Genomic DNA, 21333 nt, shown 5'->3' with positions numbered 1-21333 from the left:
GACCGAATGGCGCCTACCGTCGAAACGTGCCCCTCTCCGCCCTGCTCGCCGGCCTCGGCCTCGGCCTCTCGCTCATCGTCGCCATCGGCGCGCAGAACCTCTTCGTGCTGCGCCAGGGCATCCGCCGCGAGCACGTCTTCGCCGTCGCCGCGATCTGCGCGCTCAGCGACCTCGCCCTGATCATGCTCGGCGTCTCGGGCGTCGGCGCGGTGCTGCAGGCCGTGCCGTGGCTCGTCGAGGCCGTGCGATGGGCCGGCGCGGCGTTCCTCGTCGTCTACGGGCTGCTCGCCGCGAAGCGTGCGATCCGGCCGAGCGGCGACGCGCTGATCGCGGGCGAGCGCGTCGAAGGCGTCGGCAGCGGCGTCGGCGTCGACGTGGGCGAGGGCACGGGCAGCGGGGCGGATGCCGCGGGCGGCCCGGGTGCGGATGGCTCGGGTCGGGACACCTCGGCCTCCGTTCCCGGCGCGGCCGCGGCATCCGTCACCCCCACGATCGAGCGCACCGGCACCGTGAGCCCGTCGCGCACCGCGAGCCCGACCCGCGCCGGCCGCACGACCCTCGCGGCGGCCGTGCTCACGTGCCTCGCGCTGACCTGGCTGAACCCGCACGTGTACCTCGACACGGTGTTCCTGCTCGGCTCGATCGCGAACACGCACGGCGACGATCGCTGGGCGTTCGCTGCCGGGGCCGGCCTCGCGAGCATCGCCTGGTTCTTCGGGCTGGCCTACGGCTCGCGGCTGCTCGGCGGCGTGCTCGCGAGCCCGCGCGCCTGGCGCGTGCTCGACGGCGTCATCGCGGTCGTCATGATCGGGCTCGGCGTCATGCTCGTGCTGCCGCACTGACTGCTGCTGCCGCACTGAGCGGAGCGCCGCACTGAGCCGAGCGCCGCGGGCCGACGCGAGAAACGCCGGCCCGCGGCATCCGCCGACTGCGTGAAGCCCTACCGGTCGAAGCCCTCGCCGAGCGGCCACGCCTTGCGCAGCACGATGCGGCCGAACCGGGCCATCGGATGCTTCGCGGCGATCTCGATGGCCTCGTCGAGGTCGCGCACCTCGAGCACGTCGAACCCGGCGATCCACTCCTTCGACTCGCTGAACGGACCGTCGGTCACGTACGGACGGTCGTCGCGGAAGCGCACGGTCTTCGCGAACTCCGGAGGGCGCAGTCGGTCGCCGGCGACCCAGACGCCGCGTTCGCCGACCTCTGCGCCCCATTCGGCGATGTTGTCCTCCGCCTCGACATACGGCTCGGCGTCGTCGTCGTGCAGCACGAGCATCAGGAACTCCACGGCGTCACTCCTCGCCGTTCAGCGGCCAGATCGGCCGGATCTCAAGCGCGCCGTGCCGGGCGAGCTCGTCGCCCTTCGCGAGCTCGATCGCGTGGTCGAGATCGTCGACCTCGAGGAGGTCGTACCCCGCGATCCACTCCTTCGACTCGGTGAACGGCCCGTCGGTGACGACCGTCTCGTCGGTCACGATCGTCTGGCCGCCCCGAACCCGCACGGTGACCGCTTCATCGGCCGGCCGCAACCGCATCGCGCGCTTCAGCACGCCCTGCTCGGCCCTCAACCGGTCCCACTCGGCCACGGCCTCCTCGTCGACCGGCCCGACATCCACTGCGGGGTCGGCGACCACGAACATCATGATCTCCATCACGTCATACTCCTCTCGTCGTCGTGCTTCTGCTCGGGCGACGAACGGGGTGCGGGCAGATCGACACTCCGGGCCGCATCAGTTCCAGAACCCGCTGAGCCGGGTGGCGAGCGCGAGACCCTGAGCGTGGCCGGCCCGCGCAGCCGGAGGCCGCGTCGACAGGTCCATGAGGTTGTCGCCGAAGGCGGCGAGGGCGGGCTCGTCGGGCACGACGGTCTCGACGCGACTGCCCCCGGCGCGGAGCTCGTCGACCTGGGCGGCGAGCTGCATGCCCCACCCGAGCGGATGCAGCGTGCGACCGCCGAGGGGCGACAGCACGAGCACCCGCTCGAAGCCGCCCGCGAGGTCGGCGTTCTCGTTGCGCCGGTAGCCGCCGTCGATGAGGTACCGGTCGCCGACCAGGTAGGCGAATCCGCCCGCGCAGCTCGCGGCCACCGCGTCGGCCAGGTCGACGCCGCTGTCGCGGTCGAGCACGACCGGCTCGCCGGTGCGGGCGTCGACCGCGGTCAGGCGCACGTCCTGTTCGGGCCACTGCTGCTGCGGCAGCCGGGCCGCGACGGTCGAGCGCCACGGCGCCTGGCGGGCTCCGTTCGTCGCGGCATCCTGCTCGATGCCGATCGCGCCCATGCGACGACGCATGTCGCCCGCATCGGCCGAGTCGGCGATGATGCGGCGGAATCGTTCGAGGTGGTCGTTCGCCGATCCGGCGAACGCGCCTCGCCGCTCCGAGCCGTCGGGGGCGGTGCGCTGCGGGGGCACTGCGGTGAGGACGGCGGCGAGCAGCGCGGCCGGCGCCGTGCCCGTGATCTGCGCTGCGGCCGTGGCCCCCGCCGAGGTGCCGATCATGAGATCGGCCCGGGTGACGTCGAGCCCGGCCTCGTGCAGGCCGGCGATGACGCCGATGAGCCAGGCGTTGCCCGCGGATCCGCCGCCGCCGAGCACGAGTGCGCGGCGGCCCGTGGTGGAGGCGGCGTGGTGCGATGCCTCTGGCATCGAAGAGGTGGTGGTGTTCATGGGAGTCGCCTTTCGCGATTCGCGTGGAGGGCTCCCGGCGACGACTACCTCGGTCGCACGATCGTGGACTGCAGGGGAGCACCCGTTTCGGACACTGCGTTCATGGTGCTCACCTCCTGCGTTCGGATCACGATCGGCGACACGTTAGCACGCGGGGTCGAACGTCGACCGACGGATCTCTCGTCGACCTGTCGATTCGCCCTGTCGCCGTTCGTCGCCTGGGCATACGTTGAACACCGACACGAGGAGATCAAGATGCGATACGTCATGTTCGTGGCCACCGACACCGAGCCCGACCGCTCCGGCGACGAGGGCATCGGCATCGACCAGTGGGTCGACGAGAACGACGCCCGCGGCACGCGCATCGAGGGCCAGCGCCTGCAGCACGTGCGCGACGCCACGCTCGTGCGCGTCCGCGACGGCGAGACGATCGTGACCGACGGGCCGTTCACCGAGTCGAAGGAATGGATCGCCGGATACGACATCCTCGAGTGCCGCGACCTCGACGAGGCCATCGAGGTCGCGTCGCGGCATCCGATGGCCAGGGGCGGGCGCATCGAGCTGCGGCCGTTCTGGAACGGCGAGGAAGACGAATGAGCCACGGATGACGCGGGCGCAGCCCGAATCTTCAGCGACGGATGCCGGTGGCGGGCCCCCGTCGGCCCCGGCACCGGCCGTGCGCGGCGACGCGCCCGATCTCGCTCGCGACACTGCCCGCGACGCCGTCGACCGCATCTACCGCGAGGAGTGGACGCGCATCGTCGCGACGCTGATCCGCGCGACCCGCGACTGGGACCTCGCCGAGGATGCCGCGGCCGACGCGTTCGTGCGCGCGGCCGAGCGCTGGCCCGTCGAGGGCGTGCCCGACAACCCGGGCGCCTGGCTCACGACCGTCGCGCGCAACCGCGCGCTCGACGTGCTGCGGCGCCGCGGCGTCGAGATCGACAAGGTCAAGGAGTGGATGGTGATGGACGAGCTGCTGCGGCCCGGCGCTCCGACCGATCCGGCCGACCTCGCCGCGGCGTCGATCTCGGCCTCTGGCTCTGCGACGGCCGAGATCGACGACCGGCTACGGCTGATCTTCACGTGCGCGCACCCCGCCCTGCCGATCGAGGCGCGGGTCGCCCTGACGCTGCGCACGGTCGGCGGACTCGAGACGCCCGAGATCGCGCGGGCGTTCCTCGTGCCCGAGGCGACCATGGCGCAGCGCCTCGTGCGGGCGAAGCGCAAGATCCGCAACGCGGGCATCCCGTACCGCGTGCCCGAGGGCGATGAGCTGCGGCGCCGGCTCTCGGGCGTGCTCGCGGTGCTCATGCTCGTGCACAACGAGGGCTACCTCGCGAGTTCCGGCGACCGGCTGCTTCGGCTCGACCTGCAGGAGGAGGCGATCCGGCTCGCGCGGCTCGTCGCCCGTCTCATGCCCGACGAGCCCGAAGCCGCCGGACTGCTCGCACTCCTGCTGCTGCAGCACGCGCGCTCGGCCGCGCGCGTCGACGCCGAGGGCGAGCTCGTGCCGCTCGACGCGCAGGACCGAACGACGTGGAACGCGGCCGAGATCGCCGAGGGGCTCGCGGTGCTCGACCGGCTCGACCAGCTCGACCGGTTACCCGTAACCGGTCGAGCCGGTCGGCCTGATGCAGAGCGGACCGGTGCGGCGGCCGGCCCGTACCGCCTGCAGGCCGAGATCCAGCGCGAGCACGCGCGGGCCGCGCACCCCGACGACACCGACTGGGCGGCGATCGTGCGGTGCTACGACGACCTGCTCGCGCTCACGCCGTCGCCCGTGATCGAACTGAATCGCGCCGTGGCGGTGGGCCTGGCCGGACACCCGCGGGCGGGGCTCGACGCACTCGACCTGCTCGCGGCGTCCGGAACCCTCGATCGCTACCACCTGCTGCCCGCGGCGCAGGCCGACCTGCTGCGCCGGCTCGGGCGAGCGGATGTCGCGGCCGACCGCTACCGTCAGGCGATCGAGCTCGCGCCGACCGAGCCCGAGCGGCGCTTCCTCGAGCGGCGGCTCGCCGAGCTCGCGCGCGGGGTCGACTAGCCTTCGGGGATGACACACGACGCTCCGGTCGAAGACGTCCCGATCGGCGGCGAGATGATCCGCCTCGGGCAGTTCCTGAAGTTCGCGGGCTTGCTCGACACCGGCGGCGACGTCAAGGAGGCGATCGCCGACGGCGACGTGACCGTGAACGGCGAGGTCGAGCTGCGCCGCGGGCGACAGCTGCACGCCGGCGACGTCGTCGGCTTCGAGGGGCGCCGCGTCCGCGTGCGCCCGTGACCCGCCCCGGACTCAGCCCGTGTTCTGCACGCCCGCGGCGACGCCGTTGACGGTGAGCAGCAGCAGCTCGTGGTGGTCGTCGCTCGGCAGGTCGGCCTCGCCGGCCCGGATCGCCGTGAGCGCGCGCAGCTGCAGCAGCGAGAGCGCGTCGACGTAGGGGCTGCGCAGGCGCACGGCCTTGGCGAGCACCGGGCGCGCGACCAGCAGCTCGTCGCTCTGGGTGACACGGCCGAGCCACTGCTTCGTGAGCCGCATCTCGTCGAGCACGAGCTCGGCGAGGTCGTCGCGGTCGCCGAGCGCGAGGTAGCGGGCGGCGATGCGCTCGTCGGTCTTCGCGAGCGACATCGAGAAGTTGTCGATCATGGCCGTGAACAGCGGCCACTCGGCGTACGCCTCGCGCAGCAGGGCCTCGTCACCCACGGCCTCGAGCGCGGTGCCGAGGCCGAACCAGGCGGCGAGGTTGATGCGGGCCTGGCTCCACGAGAACACCCACGGAATCGCGCGCAGGTCGTCGAGCGACTCGACCGACAGGCCGCGGCGCGCGGGGCGCGAGCCGAGCGCGAGGTGCCCGACCTCCTCCATGGGCGTGACGTCGGCGAACCACGGCGCGAAGCCGTCGGCCTTCACGAGCGAGTGGAACCGGGTTCGGGATGCCGCGTCGAGCGTCGTGGCGAGGTCGCCGAAGCGCTCGTCGGCCGCCCGGTTGCGCGCCTCGTTCGACCGGCTGCCGGCCAGCAGCGCCGCCGAGGCCATCTGCTCGAGGTGGCGCTTGGCGATCGCCGGATCGCCGTACTGGGCGAAGATGACCTCGCCCTGCTCGGTGATCTTCAGCCGGCCGTCGACCGAGCCCGCAGGCTGCGCGAGCACGGCCTCGTTCGCGGGCCCGCCGCCGCGGCCGAGCGCGCCGCCGCGGCCATGGAAGAGCGTCAGCTCGATGTCGTTGCGGTCGGCCCACGCCGCGATGCGGGCCTGGGCGCCGTGCAGCGCGAGCGTCGCCGAGACGGGACCGACGTCCTTCGACGAGTCGGAGTAGCCGAGCATGACCTCGACCTTGCGCCCGGTCGCCGCGAGCCTGGCCTGCACCTGCGGGAGCTCGAGCATGGCGTCGAGGATCTCGACGCTCGCCTCGAGGTCGGCGAACGTCTCGAACAGCGGCACGACGTCGATCGCGACCTCCGCCGCCTCGTCGCCGAGTGCTGCGGCCGCGAGCTCGTAGACGTTCGCGAGGTCTTCTGGGCTCTGCGTGAACGACACGATGTAGCGGCGCACCGTGCGAACGCCGTAGCGGCGCTGCAGGTCGGCGATGACCCGGAACACCGAGAGCACCTCCTCGGTGGTCTCGCCGCGCTCACCGCCCGCGCGGATCTCGGCGAGCGACTGCCGGTGCACCTTCGAGTGCTGACGCACCTCGAGCTCGGCGAGGTGGAACCCGAAGGTCTCGGCCTGCCAGATCAGGTGCTGCAGCTCGCCGTTCGCACTGCGGAGCGCACCGCCCGAGCGCAGCGACTCCTGCAGCACGCGCAGGTCGGCGAGCAGCTGCTCGGGAGCGGAGTACGCGAGGCCGGCGTCGCCGCGACGGGTCGCCGCGATGCGCTCGGCCACCACGAGCAGCACCCGGCGGTGCGGCTCGTGGGGCGCCCGGGTGCCGATGGTCGCGGTCACCTCGGGCGCGAGCTCCTGCTGCGCGGCGAGCAGCGACGTGAGCTCGGCCGACGCCGGGGTCTCCTTCGCGTCGAGCGTGAGCGTGCGGCCGATGCGCTTCGCGGCGCGCTCGAGGCCGAGCAGCACGTGCTCCGCGGCGATGTGCGCGGCCTCGCGCGTGGTCTCGGCGGTCACGAACGGGTTGCCGTCGCGGTCGCCGCCGATCCAGCTGCCGAGCCGCAGGAACGCCGGGGCGACGGGCGCGGCCCGCCCCGCGACATCCGGCTGCAGTCGATCGTCGATGCTGCGGTACACCTGCGGCACGACCTCGAAGAGGGTCTGGTCGAACACGCCCATGGCGCTGCGCACTTCGTCGAGGGGCGTCGGGCGGGTCGTGCGCAGCGGCGCGGTGCGCCACAGGATGTCGATCTCCTCGAGGAGGCGACGGTCGATCTCGGCGATCGTGCGGTCGCCGCGCTCGAGGTCGTCGCGCTCGTCGATGAGCGCGCCGATGCGCCGGATCGCCGAGGCGATCGCGCGACGGCGGGCCTCGGTCGGATGCGCCGTGAGCACCGGGTGGAACCGCAGCCGCTCGACCCTGGCGCGCGCCTCGTCGACCCCCACCTCGTCGACCAGCAGGCGGATGGTGGCCGACAGCGAGCCGTCGACGTTCTCGAGCGACGGCGCATCGGAGGCGACCGCGTCGCCCGACAACGAGATGCGTTCGCGGGACTCGGCGCGCGTGCGGAGGATGCGCACCCGCTGGTGCTCCTCGGCGAGGTTCACGAGGTGGAAGTACACGGTGAACGCCCGTGCGACCTGCTCGGCGCGAGCCGGATCGAACGACGCCGCGATGGCCTCGGCCTCGGCGAGCGCCGCACCGTCGCGCGTCTCGTGCGCGTCGATCGTCGCGTGGCGCAGTCGCTCGACGTCGTCGAACAGCTCCTGCCCGCCCGCCTCGACGAGGATCGTGCCGAGCAGTCCGCCGAGCAGGCTCACATCGGCGCGGAACCTCGCGTCGATGTCGCTGACGACGAGTTCGCGGTCGCGGTCGTGGGCGGATTCCGTGGTGCTGGGCATTCCTCGAAACTACTGCGCACGACGGGCACGTCCGAAATCCTGTAACACGCTGTTTCCGCGAATCAATCGGAAGGGGGTGTCAATCGGCGCCGCCAACCGTCAGGCTCGACCCATGCACTCCTCACCCAGCGACGCCGTGGTCCGCATCCGCGGCCTCCGAAAGGTCTACGGCGGGTTCGCCGCGGTCGACGGCCTCGATCTCGACATCTACCGCGGAGAGACCTTCGCCCTGCTCGGCCCGAACGGCGCCGGCAAGTCGACGACCGTCGAGATCCTCGAGGGCTACCGCTCGCGCACCGCCGGCGAGGTCAGCGTGCTCGGCGTCGACCCGGCGCACGGCGGTCGCGACTGGAAGTCCCGGCTCGGCATCGTGCTGCAGACAGGCGGCGACACGGGCCTGCTCACCGTGCGCGAGGTGCTGCGGCACTTCGCCGGCCTCTACCCGAACCCGCGCGAGGTCGACGACGTGATCGCGGCCGTCGGGCTCGAGGCCAAGGCGAACACCCGCGTCGCGAAGCTCTCGGGCGGGCAGCAACGTCGGGTCGACGTCGCGCTCGGCATCGTGGGCCGACCCGAGCTGCTCTTCCTCGACGAGCCCACCACGGGCTTCGACCCCGAGGCGCGCCAGCAGTTCTGGGAGCTCATCCGCTCGCTGAAGGCCGAGGGCACGACGATCCTGCTCACCACGCACTACCTCGACGAGGCCGCGCAGCTCGCCGACCGTGCGGGCGTCATCGCCGCCGGTCGCCTGCTCGACGTCGGCGGCATCACCGAGATCGGCGGCGCAGAGGCGCGAGTGCCCCTCGTTCGCTGGACGGATGCCGCGGGCGAGCGTCACGAGGTGCGCACCGACGAACCCGGCCTGCTCGTGGCATCCGTCGTCGCCGGCCTCGGACGCGAGCCCGACGGACTCGAGATCATCAGGCCCACGCTCGAGGACGTCTACCTCGAACTCGTCCGCTCGGTCACCGCGGTCGACGGCACGACCGTCGGGGCCGACGACATCGCCGGCGCGGCCGGCTCGCAGGAGGCCGCCGCATGAGCACCAACCTCGCGACCCAGGGCACCTCGCGCATCGGCGTCGAGACGAAGATGTACTTCCGGGCGCCCGACACGCTCTTCTTCACCTTCCTGTTCCCGTTCGTGATGCTCGCGATCTTCTCGGCCGCGTTCAGCGCATCGGGCGACGCCGGCCCTCCCGGTGCCGAGATCTCCGTCGCGGCCCTGTACCTGCCCGCGATGCTCGCGTCGGGCATCTTCCTGTCGGGCGTGCAGAACCTCGCGATCGACATCGCGCTCGAGAAGTCGAACGGCACCCTGAAGCGCCTCGGAGGCACGCCGCTCTCGCCCGTCGCGTACTTCCTCGGCAAGATCGGCCAGGTGTTCGTCACCGGAACCCTGCAGGCGTCGCTGCTGATCCTCGCCGGGTGGCTCGTGCTCGGCATCGCGCTGCCGACCGAGCCAGAGAAATGGCTGACGTTCGCCTGGGTGTTCGTGCTCGGCCTCACGACCTGCGCGCTGATCGGCATCGCGTTGTCGGCACTGCCCCGCTCCGGCAAGAGCGCGGCGGCGGTCGTCATCCCGATCGGCCTGATCCTCCAGTTCATCTCGGGGGTCTACCTGCAGTGGAACATGCTGCCCGACTGGCTGCAGAACATCGCGAGCATCTTCCCGCTCAAGTGGATCGCACAGGGGATGCGGTCGGTGTTCCTGCCCGACGGCTGGGAGGCGCTCGAGCAGAACGAGTCGTGGAACCTGCCGGGGGTCGCGATCGCGCTGCTCGTCTGGCTCGTCGTCGGACTCGTGCTGAGCCGGCTGACCTTCCGGTGGATCCGTCGCGACGCGTGAGCGACCGGCCCCGGTGAGGAGCCCTCGTCAGATCGCGATATTCAGGAGATCTGGGCACATGCGCCCCTCAGGGCGGGCGTGAGGCCGGATCTCCTGAATTTCTGCTGGGCCGTCAATTCCGAGCCTCGCTAGATTTTGCACTCTTCGCGGAATAGTGCAGAATTGCACTTCATGACCGAGAGTGCAAGTTCAACGCCGGGGCTGCGCGAGCAGCGCATGCGCCGCACCCGGCTCGCGCTCTGCCATCGAGCACGCCAGCTCACGATCGAACGCGGGCTCTCGGGCTTCACGGTCGACGAGCTCTGCACCGACGTCGGCGTCTCGCGCCGCACCTTCTTCAACTACTTCCCGACCAAGGAGGACGCGGTCATCGGCCACGACGCCGACGGCATCGACGAAGCGGCCCTGGCCGCCTTCACGCGCGGTGACGACGACGCGCCGACCCTGCTCGATGCGCTGGCCGAGCTCGCGATCGCGACCGTTTCCGCCTGGGACGACGAGTTCGACGCGATCGACCCGCACGCGATCATCGACCGCGAGCCGCAACTGCTCCCCCGCATGATCGGTGCCGGCCAGCAGCTCGAACAGCGCGTCGTCGCCGCCATCGAGGCGCGCGAGCACCTCGAGCCGGGCGACCCGCTCGCGCGAACCGCGGCCGCCGTGATCGGCGCGCTCGTCGGCCGCGTCGGCCACCAGTACTTCGCCGACGCCGACACCTCGCCCGTCGACTTCGCCACGATGCTCCGCAACTCCGTGGCCGAGACCCGTGCGGCCTGCGCACCGGCATCCGCCCCTCGCCCCTGAATCACCCCGAACCACCGAAGGCACCCGCAATGACCACCACGGCACCACCCAAGGCGACGAGCGGACCGCTCGTGCTGACCCAGCGACGCATCTGGATCATCTTCTCGGCCCTCATCGCCGGCATGCTGCTCTCGAGCCTCGACCAGACCATCGTCTCGACCGCGATGCCGACGATCGTCGGCGAGCTCGGCGGCGTCGAGCACCAGGCGTGGATCACCACCGCCTATCTGCTCGCGACGACCATCGTGATGCCGATCTACGGCAAGTTCGGCGACGTGCTCGGGCGGCGCAACCTGTTCCTCATCGCGATCGCGCTGTTCACCGTGGCCTCCGTCGGCGCCGCGTTCGCCCCGACGTTCTGGGCCTTCGTCGCGTTCCGCGCGATGCAGGGCCTCGGCGGCGGCGGGCTCATGATCCTGTCGCAGGCGATCATCGCCGACATCGTGCCCGCCTCCGAGCGCGGCAAGTACATGGGCCCGCTCGGCGCCATCTTCGGCCTCTCTGCCGTGGCCGGCCCCCTGCTCGGCGGCTACTTCGTCGACCACATGACGTGGCAGTGGGCGTTCTACATCAACATCCCGATCGGCATCGCGGCGTTCGCGATCGCCTGGTTCACGCTGACCCTGCCGAGCAAGAAGGCCGAGAAGAAGGTCGACGTGCTGGGCGTCATGCTGCTCTCGGCGGCCACCGTCTGCCTCATCTTCTTCACCGACTTCGGCGGCAACGCCGCACACGGCTGGGACGCCGTCGAGACGTGGGCGTGGGGCGTCGGCCTCCTCGCCGCCGCGACGGCGTTCGTCGTGGTCGAGGCGCGGGCCGAGGACCCGATCATCCCGCTGTCGCTGTTCAAGAACCCGGTCTTCATCAACGCCACGGCGATCGGCTTCACGCTCGGCATCGGCATGTTCTCGGCCATCGCGTTCGTTCCGACGTTCCTGCAGATGTCCTCCGGCGCCTCGGCGACGGCATCCGGCCTGCTGATGCTGCCGATGATGGCGGGCATGATGGGCACCTCGATCTGGTCGGGCATCGCGATCTCGAGGTCTGGCCGCTACCGCGCCTACCCGATCGCCGGAACACTCGTGACCGCGCTGGCCATGCTCGCCATGACCTCGCTCTCGGCCGACACCCCCATCTGGCTGATCTGCGTGTACCTGTTCGTGTTCGGCGCGGGGCTCGGCCTCATCATGCAGGTCGTCGTGCTCGTGGTGCAGAACGCCGTTCCCGCCACCCAGGTGGGCACCGCGACCAGCACGAACAACTACTTCCGCGAGGTCGGCGCCTCGCTCGGCGTCGCGATCTTCGGTGCGCTCTTCACGACGCGCCTGTCGGAGAACCTGACGAAGATCTTCACGGATGCCGGCGCGAACGCCTCGCAGGCGGGCGACGCCATGTCGACGCTCGACCCGCAGCGCCTGTCGGAGCTGCCCGGCCCCGTGCGCGACGCCATCGTGACGGCCTACGCCGACTCGCTCGCGCCGGTGTTCTGGTACCTGATCCCGTTCATCCTCGCGGCGTTCGTGCTCGCGCTCTTCCTGAAGCAGATCCCGCTCTCCGACGAGGCCGGCATGGTCGCGCGCGGCGAGGCGATCACGGGCGAGCAGGCAGCGGCAGCGGATGCCGCAGAGCTGGCCATGCACGACGGCGGCACCGTCGTCACCGGCCCGGCCGACGACGGCGATCCCGTCTCGACGGCGACGGGCAGCACGCCCTCGCAGGGCGGCTCGGCCAACGGCGCGGCCGGCGGCACGCCCTCGCGGGGCTGACGACTCCGGGCGCGCCTCGACACGGGCGCGCCCGGTCCTCCCCGTTCGGTCTGCAGGAGATCGGGCACCTTCATCCGCGTGGAGCGGGGATGGTGCCCGATCTCCTGCGCGTGCGGGCCCAAGCGATGGATTCGGCACGCGGCATGCGGATGCGCCTACGCTTGAACGCGGCATCCGCTCACGCCGGATCTCGCGGGCATCGCCCGCACGACGTGCACCGGGTGGCCGTGAGAGGCACGAATGAACCCGTTTGAGCACCGGCCATGGCTCGCCCACTACGCCGAAGGCGTGCCGCCCGAGATCGAGGAGCCGAGCCAGACGCTCGTCGACATGATCGACGACGCCGTCAGCCGGTACCGGCGCCGCACGGCCCTCGAGTTCTTCGGTGCCGAGACGAGCTACCACGAGCTCGGCGAGCAGATCGCCTCGGCCGCCGAGGGCCTGCGCCGCCTCGGGGTGCGGGCGGGCGACCGGGTGGCCCTGGTGCTGCCGAACTGCCCGCAGCACGTCGTCGCCTTCTACGCGGTGCTGCGGCTCGGTGCCATCGTCGTCGAGCACAACCCGCTCTACACGCCGCCCGAGCTGCGGCACCAGTTCGAGGACCACGGCGCGAAGGTCGCCGTCGTCTGGAACAGCGTCGCCGACACGGTGGCCGAGTTCCCGAGCGACATCCGCCCCGAGCACATCGTCGCGGTCGACCTCACGAGAGCCCTCCCCTTCGGCAAGCGGATGGCGCTGCGACTGCCCGTGCCAGCGGCTCGTCGATCGCGGCGTGCCCTCACGACGAAGCCGAAGGCGCGCGGACTCGTGGAGTGGGAGCGGCTCACGTCGCGCCGGGCAGTGGCGAAGCGGCATCCGCGACCCTCGCTCGACGACACCGCGGTGCTGCAGTACACGAGCGGCACCACGGGTCGGCCGAAGGCCGCCGTGCTCAGCCACCGCAACCTGCGCGCGAACGCGATGCAGAGCCGGGCCTGGGTGCCGGGCCTCGATCTCGGGGGCGAGACGTTCTACGGCGTGCTGCCGCTCTTCCACGCGTACGGCCTGACGCTGTGCCTCACGACGGCCATGAGCATCGGCGCCCGGCTCGTGCTGTTCCCGAAGTTCGACGCGAAGATGGTGCTCGACGCGGCGAAGCACTCGCCGCCCACGTTCCTGCCCGCGGTGCCGCCGATCTACGACCAGCTCGTGCGCTCGGCCGCGCGTCACCCGCGCGCCCTCGAACGCATCCGCTTCGCGATCTCGGGGGCGATGAGCCTGCCGACCGCGACCGTCGACCGCTGGGAGAGCGCCACCGGAGGCCTGCTCGTCGAGGGCTACGGCATGACCGAGAGCTCGCCGATCACGCTCGGCAACCCGATGGGTCCGACCCGCCGCCCAGGCACCGTCGGCGTGCCGTTCCCGAGCACCGAGATCCGGGTCGTCGACCCCGACGACCCCGAGATCGACCGCCCGATCGGCGAGGCCGGCGAGCTCCTCGTGCGGGGGCCCCAGGTGTTCGAGGGCTACTGGCGCAGGCCGGCCGAGACCGCCGAGGCGCTGCTGCCCGGCGGGTGGCTGCGCACGGGCGATATCGTGCACGTCTCCGACGACGGCTTCGTCACGATCATCGACCGCCGCAAGGAGCTCATCATCACGGGCGGGTTCAACGTGTCGCCGTCGGAGGTCGAGGCGGCCCTGCTCGCGCACCCCGACGTGCGCGGCGCCGCGGTCGTCGGCCTGCCGCGGGCCGACGGCGGCGAGACGGTCGCCGCCGGGGTGGAGCTCCGCGAGGGCGCAGCGTTCGACGCGTCGGCACTGCGCGACTTCTGCCGCACGAGCCTCACGCCCTACAAGGTGCCCAAGCATATCGAGGTGTTCGACGAGCTTCCGCGCTCGCTCATCGGCAAGGTGCTGCGGCGCGAGGTGCGCGACGGCCTGCTCGAGCGGGTCTCGAAGGGCTGACGCAACCCCCAGTTCCGGCCCGGCGTGCCGCATACGATGACGGGCGTGATCACCCAGAACGCACGAGTCGCCGTCCAGCGCACGAGAATCCTGCCCGCATGGCTTCGGCGAGCGGATGCCGCGGCCGCGCGTGCCGTGAACGCCGGCCCCAGTCATCCCGTCGCCGACCGGTTCTGGGCCGGCGTCTCGGGGTTCGCCGATCGCGGCGTGCTCTGGTGGACGATCGGCGGAGTGCTCGCCGTGACCGGTCGCCCCCGGGCGGCCGCACGCGGGCTCGGTTCGCTGCTCGCCGCGAGCGCACTGGCCAACCTGGTCGGCAAGCAGGTGTTCGGCGGCGACCGGCCGCTGCTCGACGACGTGCCGATCGGTCGGCACCTTCGGAAGCCGCTCGTCACGCCGTCGTTCCCGTCGGGCCACTCGGCGAGCGCGGCGGCGTTCGCGGCCGGCGTCGCGCTCGAGTCGCCGCGCCTCGGCATCGCCCTCGCCCCAGCCGCCCTCGGCGTGGCCTATTCGCGCCTCCACACGGGCGCCCACTGGGCGTCGGACGTGCTCGGAGGGCTCGCGCTCGGCGCCGGGGTCGCTGCACTCGGCGGGCTCCTCGTGCGCCCCGGCCCGCCCGCCGAACACGACGATGCCGCCCCGCCCGGCGCCGACCGCAGCCTGCCCGCCTCGCCCGACGGCGCCGGCCTCTTCGTGGTCGTGAACCGTTCGTCGGGAACGAGCGTCGTGCGCGCCGACCCGATGCGCGTGCTCGAACGGCGGTTGCCGCTCGCCGAGCTGCACCTCCTCGAGGACGGCGAGGAGCCTGGGGCGATCGTGCGGGCCGCACTCGCCCGCGACGAGCCGCCGACCATCGTCGGCGTCTGCGGCGGCGACGGGTCGGTCGCCTCCGTGGCGCACGAGGCCAGGACGGCCGGCGTGCCGCTCCTCGTCGTGCCGGGCGGCACGTTCAACCACTTCGCACGCACGGCCGGCGCGGCATCCGTCGACCTCGCCGTCGACGCACTGCAGCGGGGCGAGGGCGTGCGCGTGGACGTCGCCGAGCTCAGCTTCGCCGGCGGCGACCCGATCACGGTGATGAACACCGCCTCGGTCGGCATCTACCCGGATTTCGTGTCCGCACGCGAGCGGCTCGAAGGCCGGTGGGGCAAGTGGCCCGCCGCGGTCGTGGCCGCGGCGAAGGTGCTGCGGCACTCGGCTCCCGTGACCATCGTCATCGAAGGGCGCCGGGCCCGCGTCTGGACGCTCTACGTCGGCGTCGGGCGCAACGAACCCGGCATCGCGGCGCCCATGCAGCGCCGAAGCCTCGACGACGGCACGCTCGACGTGCGCGTGCTGCACGCCGGAGACCGGGCGCGGGCCGTCGGCTCGCTCGCGTTCGGCCGGCGCACGACGGCGGTCCTCCGCCGCCTGCAGCTGCTGCCGGAACGGCTCGAGTCGTTCACGACCGAGTCCATCGACGTGCTCGTGCGCCCTCGGAAGGGCCAGCCGCCGGGATTCGCGCACGACGGCGAGGTGTCGATCGCGGCGCCCTCCGCGGCGTCGGGAGGCGACTCGGCGCGCGGCTCCCACACGACCGTGCGCCTCGTGCCCGCGGCGCTCGACGTCTACCGGCCGGCCTGCGCCGGACGCGAGCAGGGGCGCGGGCGAGCGGATGCCGCGGGCGGCCCGCGCGACTAGAGCAGGCGCCGCGCGTTCGCCCAGGCCGTGAGTTCATGCCGGCTCGAGAGCTGCAGCTTGCGCAGCACGGCCGAGACGTGCGATTCGACGGTCTTCGTCGAGATGAACAGGGCGGCCGCGACCTCCTTGTAGGCGTAGCCGCGGGCGATGAGCCGCATGACCTCCTGCTCGCGTGCCGAGAGACGGTCGAGCTCGTCGCTCGCGGCCGCGGTCTCGCCGACGGCGGCTCCGAAGGCGTCGAGCACGAATCCGGCGAGCTTCGGTGAGAAGACGGCGTCGCCGCTCGCGACGGCGAGCACGGCGCGGCTGACGTCGGCCCCCGACGACCCCTTCGTGATGTACCCGCGGGCGCCGGCGCGGATCACGCCCACCACGTCTTCGGCCTTGTCCGAGACGCTCAGCGCCAGGAACCTCGTGCCCGGAACGGATGCCGCGGCCCGGCGCATGACCTCGGCCCCGCCGCTCGTGCCCGCCGGCACGCCGACCCCGGGCAGGTGCACGTCGAGGAGCACCACGTCGGGCGCGGCACCCGTCACCGCGAGCACGGCGGACTCCACGTCGTACGCCTCGCCCACGACCTCGATCGACGCGTCGAGGTCGGCCTTCAGCCCCGAGCGGAAGATCGAGTGGTCGTCGACGATGACGACGCGAACGGAGGTCTCAGCCACGGGCGTTCTCCGATCCGGAGCGTTCGGCGGGGAACCGCAGCCGCACCTCGGTGCCGCCGCCCGCGCCGACCCGCACCTCGCCCGAGCCACCGGCCCGGCGCATGCGCCCGATGATCGACTGGCGCACGCCGAGGCGGTCGCTCGGCACCTCGGCGAGGTCGAAGCCGGCGCCGCGGTCGCGCACGAACACCTCCACCGAGTCGGGAGACGCCTCGACGTAGACCGAGACCTCGCCGCCCGCGTGCCGTGCCGCGTTCAGCATGGCCTCGCGGGCCGCGGCGGCGACCTCGCCGCTCGCACGCTCGCTCGACGAGCCCACCGCGACGACGTCGATCGTCACGGGATAGTCGATCTCGAGAGCCGCAGCGAAGTCGCGCAGGTCGGTCCCGAGGTCGCTGTCGGCCGGCGCCTCGCCGTCGAAGAGCCAGTCGCGCAGCTCCCGCTCCTGCGCCCTCGCGATGCGTGCGACCTCGGTCGACGCGCCGGCCCGATTCTGGATGAGCGCGAGCGTCTGCAGCACCGAGTCGTGCAGGTGCGCGGCGATCTCGCTGCGCTGCTCCTCGCGGATGCGCTTCGTGCGCTCCTCGGTGAGCTCGCGCCACGCGGTCACGAGCGTCGGCGCGTAGACGAGGCCGATGCCGAGCACCGCGGCGAGCGCGGCCGCGAACGTCGGCACCGGGTGCCGGTTCGCACTCTCGCCGAACACGAGCGCGAGGGCCGTGACCGACAGCAGGCCGGTGGCGACGAGCCTGATCGTGAGCTCGTGCCTCGGCCCGCGCTCCGGCTCCGGTCGGTCGATGAAGCTCGCCCAGGCCGCGGATGCCACGGCGAGCCCGATGCCCGCGAAGACCGCGCCGAGCCACCACCGCAGCGCCGAACCGTCGTCGACCTCGACGTCGACCGCGAGGCCGCCGCTGCCCAGCCACGCCGCAGCGAGCGACGCCGCGGAGGCGGACACCAGCAGCCACGCGACGGGCGCGCGCCGCGTCGGTCGCCGCTCCCCCGGCTCCCACGGCGTCAGCGCCCAGAGCCAGACGTAGAGCAGCAGGCCCGCCCCCGCGGTGAGGCTCGTGACCACGAACGCCGCGCGCACGACGAGCACCGGCCAGCCGAGATGCGCGGCCAGCCCCGCCGCGACGCCCGTGGCGACGCAGGCGCGCGGGCGCGACATCCGGGGCTCCATGTCTGCCATCCAAGCAGACCTCGAGGCGTCGATCGGGGCCCGGACCCCACGGTCAGGGTCGAATCAGGGACTCACCCCATAGCGGGCGGATCGGCGCCGCTGCCAGCCTTGAGGCATGGAGACGAATCAGACCGCCCCGCCGACCGACCCAGTGCCGGAAGGCGCGCAGGGGGACTCCGCGCAGGCCGGACCGCCGGTCGACGGGGCGGTCGGTTCGGCTTCATCAGGCGTACCGGGTGCCGGCACGGGTTCCGGCGCCGGCGAGCGAGCGGATGCCGCGGGCGGGCCTGGCTCGACGACGCCGCCCGACGCGACCGGCCCGGGCTTCTACGCCTGGCTCCGACGCCTCGGGCTGCCGCGCCGCGCCGGATGGCTGGGCGGCGTGTGCGCCGGCCTCGGCGCGCGCCTCGGTATCGACCCGATCATCGTGCGCGGCATCGTCGTCGTGGTCGCCGTGCTCGGCGCCCCGTTCGTGCTGCTCTACGCGATCGCGTGGCTGCTGCTGCCCGACACCGACGGGCGCATCCACCTCGAGCAGCTCACGCGCGGCATCGTCGACCCGGCGATCGTCGGCATCGCCGTCATGGGCGTGCTCGGGTTCATCCCGCTCGTGCAGGGCGGATGGCTCGGCTGGCAGTGGTGGGACGAGTGGCCCTCCCTCGCCGACCCGATCTTCGGCTTCAACCTCATGGTGCCGCTGCGCATCATCTGGACCCTGCTCGTCGTCGGCGGCATCGTCGCCCTCGTCATCTGGCTCGCGAAGCGGGCCTCCCAGAGCACCGAGAGCACGCAGAACCCCCCGGCCGGCGAAGACCGTCGGTCGAGGAGCGAAGCGTCTCGAGACCAGCCCGCCTCGACGTACGCGGCCCCGGTTCCCCCGACGGACGGCGACACCCGTTCGGCGGGTGCGGATGCGGCATCCGCTCAGGTGACGGATGCCGCGTCCGCGACTTCGCCCGCTGCTGCCCCGACGACCGAGCCGCCCGTGCCCGCGATGGGCGCCGACGCCGACGCGATCGCCGAGTGGCGCATGCAGCACGAGGCGTGGCGCGTCGCGCACACCGAGTGGAAGACCGGTCAGGACCAGGCGGCCCGGGCCGCCCGCGCCCAGGCCGCCGCCGAGAACCGCGAGAAGGCCAGGGCGCTGGCCGCACAGGCCGATGCGGCCCGGGCCTCCCGACGGGCGAGCCGCCCCAGGGCGAGCGCCGCGTTCGTGTTCACGATGCTCGGCATCAGCCTCGTCGGCGGCGCGATCGTGGCCCTCTGGGCGCTCGGCGAGCCCGACGTCGCCGCCTACGCGGTGCCCGTCGCCCTCGCGGCAGGCACCCTCGTGCTCTCGCTCGGCATGGTCGTCGCGGCCCTCCGCCGGCGCCGCAGCGGGGCACTCGCGTTCCTCACCCTCACGGCCGTGCTGGCGATGCTCGTCGGACTCGGCGGGGCGAGCTTCTCGTCGCAGGGCCGGCTGATCGGACCGAGCACGAGCATCGACCTGATGAGCTCCCAGCGCCTCGTGCAGCCCATCGGCGATGCGTACCTGAACGCGGTGCCCCTCTCCGGAGGCACGGCACCGGTGGTGCAGCTCACCCAGGGCGTCGGCGACAGCTGGCTCCTCGTCGAGGGCGGCGCGATCGTGCTCCTCGACGCCTCTGAGGCCGGCCCGATCGACATCACGGTCTTCGACGACGAAGGGGTCGTCAGCAGTCCGCAGATCGGCGGCCTCGACCGTGCGGCCCTCGTGGTCGGCGGCGAGAACGGGGTCGGCGCCATCGGGGCCGACGAGCGCATCGACGCCCGACTCGACCTCACGCAGCGCACCGGCACCCTCCACATCCAGATCATGGAATGAGCGAGAACATGACCGAGAACACCTCACGCCCCGCTGACGACGAACGCCGGTCGAGGAGCGAAGCGAATCGAGACCAACCCGCGACCGAGGCCTTCGCCACGACGCCGCTGCCCTCGGCGGCTGCGACCGAGCCGCCCATGTTCACGCCACCGGCCGACCCGGCGGCATCCGTCGAGGAGGTCGGCTCCGTGTACGCCGCGGCATCCGTCACGGCGGCGAACGAGCCCGCGCCGAAGCCGACCGTGCGATGGGGCGCGCTAGTGTGGGCGCTGATCTTCGGCGGCGCGGCCGCGCTGACACTCTGGATCCTCGTCGAACCCGCCCGCCGCGTCGCGGCCGACGCGTGGCTCTCCAGCCTGAACCCGCTCGCCGCGTGGCTCTACGCCCTGGTCGCCGTCGGCGTGGTCGTCGCGCTCTTCGGCGTCGTGGGCCTCATCCGCCGCGGCGAGCGCGTCCGCCGCGGTCCGGCCGCCTCGCCCGCCGCGACCGTGCGCCCGCCCGTGCACCACGGCGCGCGCCGGGCCTGACCCGAAGCGACACGACCGGCCACCACCGCGAGGGGTCGCGTCCTGCTCGAATGCCGCGTGCATTCCCGCAGAACGCGACCCCTCGCGTGCGTCCGGCAGCGTGTCTGGGGCGGCGCGGTGGGCGCCTTAGAGCTCCAGGCCCACGACCACCGGCTCGGGGTGCAGCAGGATGCCGAACTCGGACTGCACGCGGTTCTGCACGAAGCGCGCGAGCTGCGCGACCTCCTCGGCCGACGCTCCCCCGCGGTTCGTGAGCGCGAGCGTGTGCTTCGACGAGATCGCGGCACGCGACCCCGGCAGTGAGAACCCGCGGCCGATGCCGGCGTGCTCGATCAGCCACGCAGCCGACAGCTTCACGCGCGGTTCGGCGGCCGCGGCATCCGGCACCTGAGCGGAGGTCTCGAGCAAGGCCTGGTGCGCGAGGAACTGGTCGAGCGGCGACTCCTCGAACGGATCGTCGAGCGGCACGACCTCGTCTGCCGGCTCGGGTTCGACGTACCAGCGCGGCGCATCGCCCGGCAGCGCACGGGCGACGTGCACGCCGACGATCGGGTTCGTGAAGAACGAGCCGGCGCTGACCGAGTCCTGGTCGTCGAGGTCGAGCACCATGCCCTTCGAGGCGCGCAGGGCGAGCACGGTGTCGCGCACCCGGGCGATCGGCACCCGGTCGCCGAGGTCGACGTGCAGGGCGCCCGCGAGCTGCGCGTACGCGATGGGCTGGCCGAGCGCCTCACCCAGCACGGCGAGCTCGACGGCCGTGTCGTGCAACGCGAACTCGACCGACACCACGATGCCCGCGAGCCCCTGCTTCAGCACCGACGTGCGATAGCCGAGGTCGAGCTCGTCGGCCGTCATGCGGCGCGGCATCGAGGCGCCCTCGTCGAGGAACTCGATCGCGACGAGCGTCGACTCGAGCTCCTGGCCGTACGCGCCGATGTTCTGCACGGGGGCGGCGCCGACGGATCCGGGGATGCCCGAGAGCGCCTCGATGCCCGAGAATCCGCGCGCGACGGTCCACGCGACGAGGTCGTCCCAGACCTCGCCGGCCTGCACGCGGATGCGGACGGTCGCCGGCGCGGACCCGTCATCGGCGGGTGGCCCGCCCGCGGCATCCGGAAGCACCTCGATGCCCTTCGTCACGATGCGGATGACCGTGCCGTCGAATCCCTCGTCGCCGACGAGGAGGTTCGAGCCGCCGCCGAGCGCCATCCACGGTTCGCCGTCGGTCCACGCGGCATCGGCGGCGTCGACGAGGTCGCGCTGCGTCGTCACCGTCACGAGGCGACGGATCGGCCCGCCGACGCGCAGGGTGGTGAGGTCGGCGAACGTCGGTTCGGTCGGGTCGGCGGAGGTCGCGTCGGGAGCGGTCGCGTCGAGAGGGGCCACGTCGGATGCC

19 protein-coding genes are annotated in these 21333 nt (G+C 72.6%); 12 read left to right on the top strand and 7 right to left on the bottom strand.

Translation table 11 applies throughout. The features are described from left to right. Positions 1-26: 26 nt before the first annotated feature. Positions 27-842 (top strand): LysE/ArgO family amino acid transporter, encoded by an 816-nt coding sequence (locus tag ATC03_RS02795; RefSeq protein ID WP_067872852.1) that lies wholly within the window; start codon positions 27-29, stop codon positions 840-842. Positions 843-940: 98 nt separating this feature from the next. On the opposite strand, the gene ATC03_RS02790 is transcribed toward ATC03_RS02795, so the two are convergent. The 3 genes from ATC03_RS02790 to ATC03_RS02780 all read right to left on the bottom strand — a co-directional run bounded on the left by ATC03_RS02790 (position 941) and on the right by ATC03_RS02780 (position 2666). Then, positions 941-1288, bottom strand: coding sequence for a YciI family protein (locus ATC03_RS02790; RefSeq protein ID WP_067872849.1), 348 nt, complete (start codon positions 1286-1288; stop codon positions 941-943). Positions 1289-1292: 4 nt separating this feature from the next. After that, a complete protein-coding gene (locus tag ATC03_RS02785; RefSeq protein ID WP_067872846.1) occupies positions 1293-1652 on the bottom strand; it encodes a YciI family protein in 360 nt (119 codons plus the stop codon). A gap of 78 nt (positions 1653-1730) precedes the next feature. Further along, on the bottom strand, positions 1731-2666 hold the full coding sequence (locus ATC03_RS02780; protein WP_067872843.1) for a patatin-like phospholipase family protein: 936 nt from the start codon (positions 2664-2666) through the stop codon (positions 1731-1733). Positions 2667-2768: 102 nt separating this feature from the next. Here ATC03_RS02780 and ATC03_RS02775 point away from each other — a divergent pair, with 102 nt between their 5' ends. From ATC03_RS02775 to ATC03_RS02765, 3 genes are all read left to right on the top strand, one after another. After that, positions 2769-3263 carry a YciI family protein gene (locus ATC03_RS02775; protein ID WP_227820212.1) on the top strand — a complete coding sequence of 165 codons (495 nt, stop codon included), beginning with the start codon at positions 2769-2771 and terminating at the stop codon, positions 3261-3263. Between the two features lie 79 nt (positions 3264-3342). Then, complete coding sequence (locus ATC03_RS02770; protein WP_067881204.1) at positions 3343-4713, top strand: RNA polymerase sigma factor; 1371 nt, start codon at positions 3343-3345, stop codon at positions 4711-4713. A 9-nt stretch (positions 4714-4722) separates the two neighbouring features. Further along, a complete protein-coding gene (locus ATC03_RS02765; RefSeq protein WP_067872840.1) occupies positions 4723-4950 on the top strand; it encodes an RNA-binding S4 domain-containing protein in 228 nt (75 codons plus the stop codon). A gap of 12 nt (positions 4951-4962) precedes the next feature. Here the strand turns inward: ATC03_RS02765 and ATC03_RS02760 are convergent, their stop codons facing one another. Next, positions 4963-7671: a phosphoenolpyruvate carboxylase gene (locus ATC03_RS02760; protein ID WP_067872838.1), complete on the bottom strand. Its 2709-nt coding sequence runs from the start codon at positions 7669-7671 to the stop codon at positions 4963-4965. A gap of 112 nt (positions 7672-7783) precedes the next feature. On the opposite strand from ATC03_RS02760, the gene ATC03_RS02755 reads away from it, so the two are divergent. The 6 genes from ATC03_RS02755 (at position 7784) to ATC03_RS02730 (ending at position 15713) form a co-directional block, all read left to right on the top strand. Then, positions 7784-8713 (top strand): ABC transporter ATP-binding protein, encoded by a 930-nt coding sequence (locus ATC03_RS02755; RefSeq protein WP_084003235.1) that lies wholly within the window; start codon positions 7784-7786, stop codon positions 8711-8713. Beyond that, a complete protein-coding gene (locus ATC03_RS02750; RefSeq protein WP_067872835.1) occupies positions 8710-9519 on the top strand; it encodes an ABC transporter permease in 810 nt (269 codons plus the stop codon). Before ATC03_RS02755 ends, ATC03_RS02750 begins: the two co-directional genes overlap by 4 nt. A gap of 171 nt (positions 9520-9690) precedes the next feature. Then, on the top strand, positions 9691-10323 hold the full coding sequence (locus tag ATC03_RS20790; RefSeq protein ID WP_067872832.1) for a TetR/AcrR family transcriptional regulator: 633 nt from the start codon (positions 9691-9693) through the stop codon (positions 10321-10323). Positions 10324-10352: 29 nt separating this feature from the next. Continuing rightward, complete coding sequence (locus tag ATC03_RS02740) at positions 10353-12089, top strand: MDR family MFS transporter (RefSeq protein WP_084003234.1); 1737 nt, start codon at positions 10353-10355, stop codon at positions 12087-12089. A 240-nt stretch (positions 12090-12329) separates the two neighbouring features. After that, positions 12330-14033, top strand: coding sequence for a long-chain-fatty-acid--CoA ligase (locus ATC03_RS02735; RefSeq protein WP_067872829.1), 1704 nt, complete (start codon positions 12330-12332; stop codon positions 14031-14033). A 45-nt stretch (positions 14034-14078) separates the two neighbouring features. Then, on the top strand, positions 14079-15713 hold the full coding sequence (locus ATC03_RS02730; protein WP_067872826.1) for a bifunctional phosphatase PAP2/diacylglycerol kinase family protein: 1635 nt from the start codon (positions 14079-14081) through the stop codon (positions 15711-15713). Here the strand turns inward: ATC03_RS02730 and ATC03_RS02725 are convergent. Further along, positions 15710-16381 carry a LuxR C-terminal-related transcriptional regulator gene (locus ATC03_RS02725; RefSeq protein ID WP_067872824.1) on the bottom strand — a complete coding sequence of 224 codons (672 nt, stop codon included), beginning with the start codon at positions 16379-16381 and terminating at the stop codon, positions 15710-15712. The two genes, ATC03_RS02730 and ATC03_RS02725, sit on opposite strands and share 4 nt — an antisense overlap. Further along, the gene (locus tag ATC03_RS02720; RefSeq protein ID WP_227820211.1) at positions 16374-17552 is read right to left on the bottom strand and encodes an ATP-binding protein; all 1179 of its coding nucleotides are present in this window, start codon (positions 17550-17552) and stop codon (positions 16374-16376) included. Before ATC03_RS02720 ends, ATC03_RS02725 begins: the two co-directional genes overlap by 8 nt. Positions 17553-17679: 127 nt before the next feature. Here ATC03_RS02720 and ATC03_RS02715 point away from each other — a divergent pair, with 127 nt between their 5' ends. Together ATC03_RS02715 and ATC03_RS02710 are read left to right on the top strand one after the other, a co-directional pair. After that, positions 17680-19410, top strand: a complete 1731-nt coding sequence (locus ATC03_RS02715; protein WP_067872820.1) for a PspC domain-containing protein — start codon at positions 17680-17682, stop codon at positions 19408-19410. 8 nt (positions 19411-19418) lie between these two features. Further along, positions 19419-19937, top strand: a complete 519-nt coding sequence (locus ATC03_RS02710) for a hypothetical protein (protein ID WP_067872817.1) — start codon at positions 19419-19421, stop codon at positions 19935-19937. Between the two features lie 126 nt (positions 19938-20063). Here ATC03_RS02710 and ATC03_RS02705 read toward each other — a convergent pair whose 3' ends face one another. Continuing rightward, the gene (locus tag ATC03_RS02705; RefSeq protein ID WP_067881201.1) at positions 20064-21323 is read right to left on the bottom strand and encodes a UDP-N-acetylmuramate dehydrogenase; all 1260 of its coding nucleotides are present in this window, start codon (positions 21321-21323) and stop codon (positions 20064-20066) included. Positions 21324-21333 lie beyond the last annotated feature (10 nt).

The organism is Agromyces aureus (assembly GCF_001660485.1).
In the GTDB taxonomy this organism is placed as follows: Bacteria; Actinomycetota; Actinomycetes; order Actinomycetales; family Microbacteriaceae; genus Agromyces; species Agromyces aureus.
This window is presented reverse-complemented; position numbering and strand designations above follow the sequence as displayed.

Excerpts from the sequence above, each read along its gene's own strand:
- ATC03_RS02720 (WP_227820211.1), bottom strand. The coding sequence starts at position 17,552 with ATGTCGCGCCCGCGCGCCTGCGTCGCCACGGGCGTCGCGGCGGGGCTG.
- ATC03_RS02785 (WP_067872846.1), bottom strand. The coding sequence starts at position 1,652 with ATGGAGATCATGATGTTCGTGGTCGCCGACCCCGCAGTGGATGTCGGG.
- ATC03_RS02710 (WP_067872817.1), top strand. The coding sequence starts at position 19,419 with ATGACCGAGAACACCTCACGCCCCGCTGACGACGAACGCCGGTCGAGG.
- ATC03_RS02735 (WP_067872829.1), top strand. The coding sequence starts at position 12,330 with ATGAACCCGTTTGAGCACCGGCCATGGCTCGCCCACTACGCCGAAGGC.
- ATC03_RS02755 (WP_084003235.1), top strand. The coding sequence starts at position 7,784 with ATGCACTCCTCACCCAGCGACGCCGTGGTCCGCATCCGCGGCCTCCGA.
- ATC03_RS02780 (WP_067872843.1), bottom strand. The coding sequence starts at position 2,666 with ATGAACACCACCACCTCTTCGATGCCAGAGGCATCGCACCACGCCGCC.
- ATC03_RS20790 (WP_067872832.1), top strand. The coding sequence starts at position 9,691 with ATGACCGAGAGTGCAAGTTCAACGCCGGGGCTGCGCGAGCAGCGCATG.
- ATC03_RS02750 (WP_067872835.1), top strand. The coding sequence starts at position 8,710 with ATGAGCACCAACCTCGCGACCCAGGGCACCTCGCGCATCGGCGTCGAG.
- ATC03_RS02760 (WP_067872838.1), bottom strand. The coding sequence starts at position 7,671 with ATGCCCAGCACCACGGAATCCGCCCACGACCGCGACCGCGAACTCGTC.
- ATC03_RS02740 (WP_084003234.1), top strand. The coding sequence starts at position 10,353 with ATGACCACCACGGCACCACCCAAGGCGACGAGCGGACCGCTCGTGCTG.
- ATC03_RS02715 (WP_067872820.1), top strand. The coding sequence starts at position 17,680 with ATGGAGACGAATCAGACCGCCCCGCCGACCGACCCAGTGCCGGAAGGC.
- ATC03_RS02775 (WP_227820212.1), top strand. The coding sequence starts at position 2,769 with ATGGTGCTCACCTCCTGCGTTCGGATCACGATCGGCGACACGTTAGCA.
- ATC03_RS02765 (WP_067872840.1), top strand. The coding sequence starts at position 4,723 with ATGACACACGACGCTCCGGTCGAAGACGTCCCGATCGGCGGCGAGATG.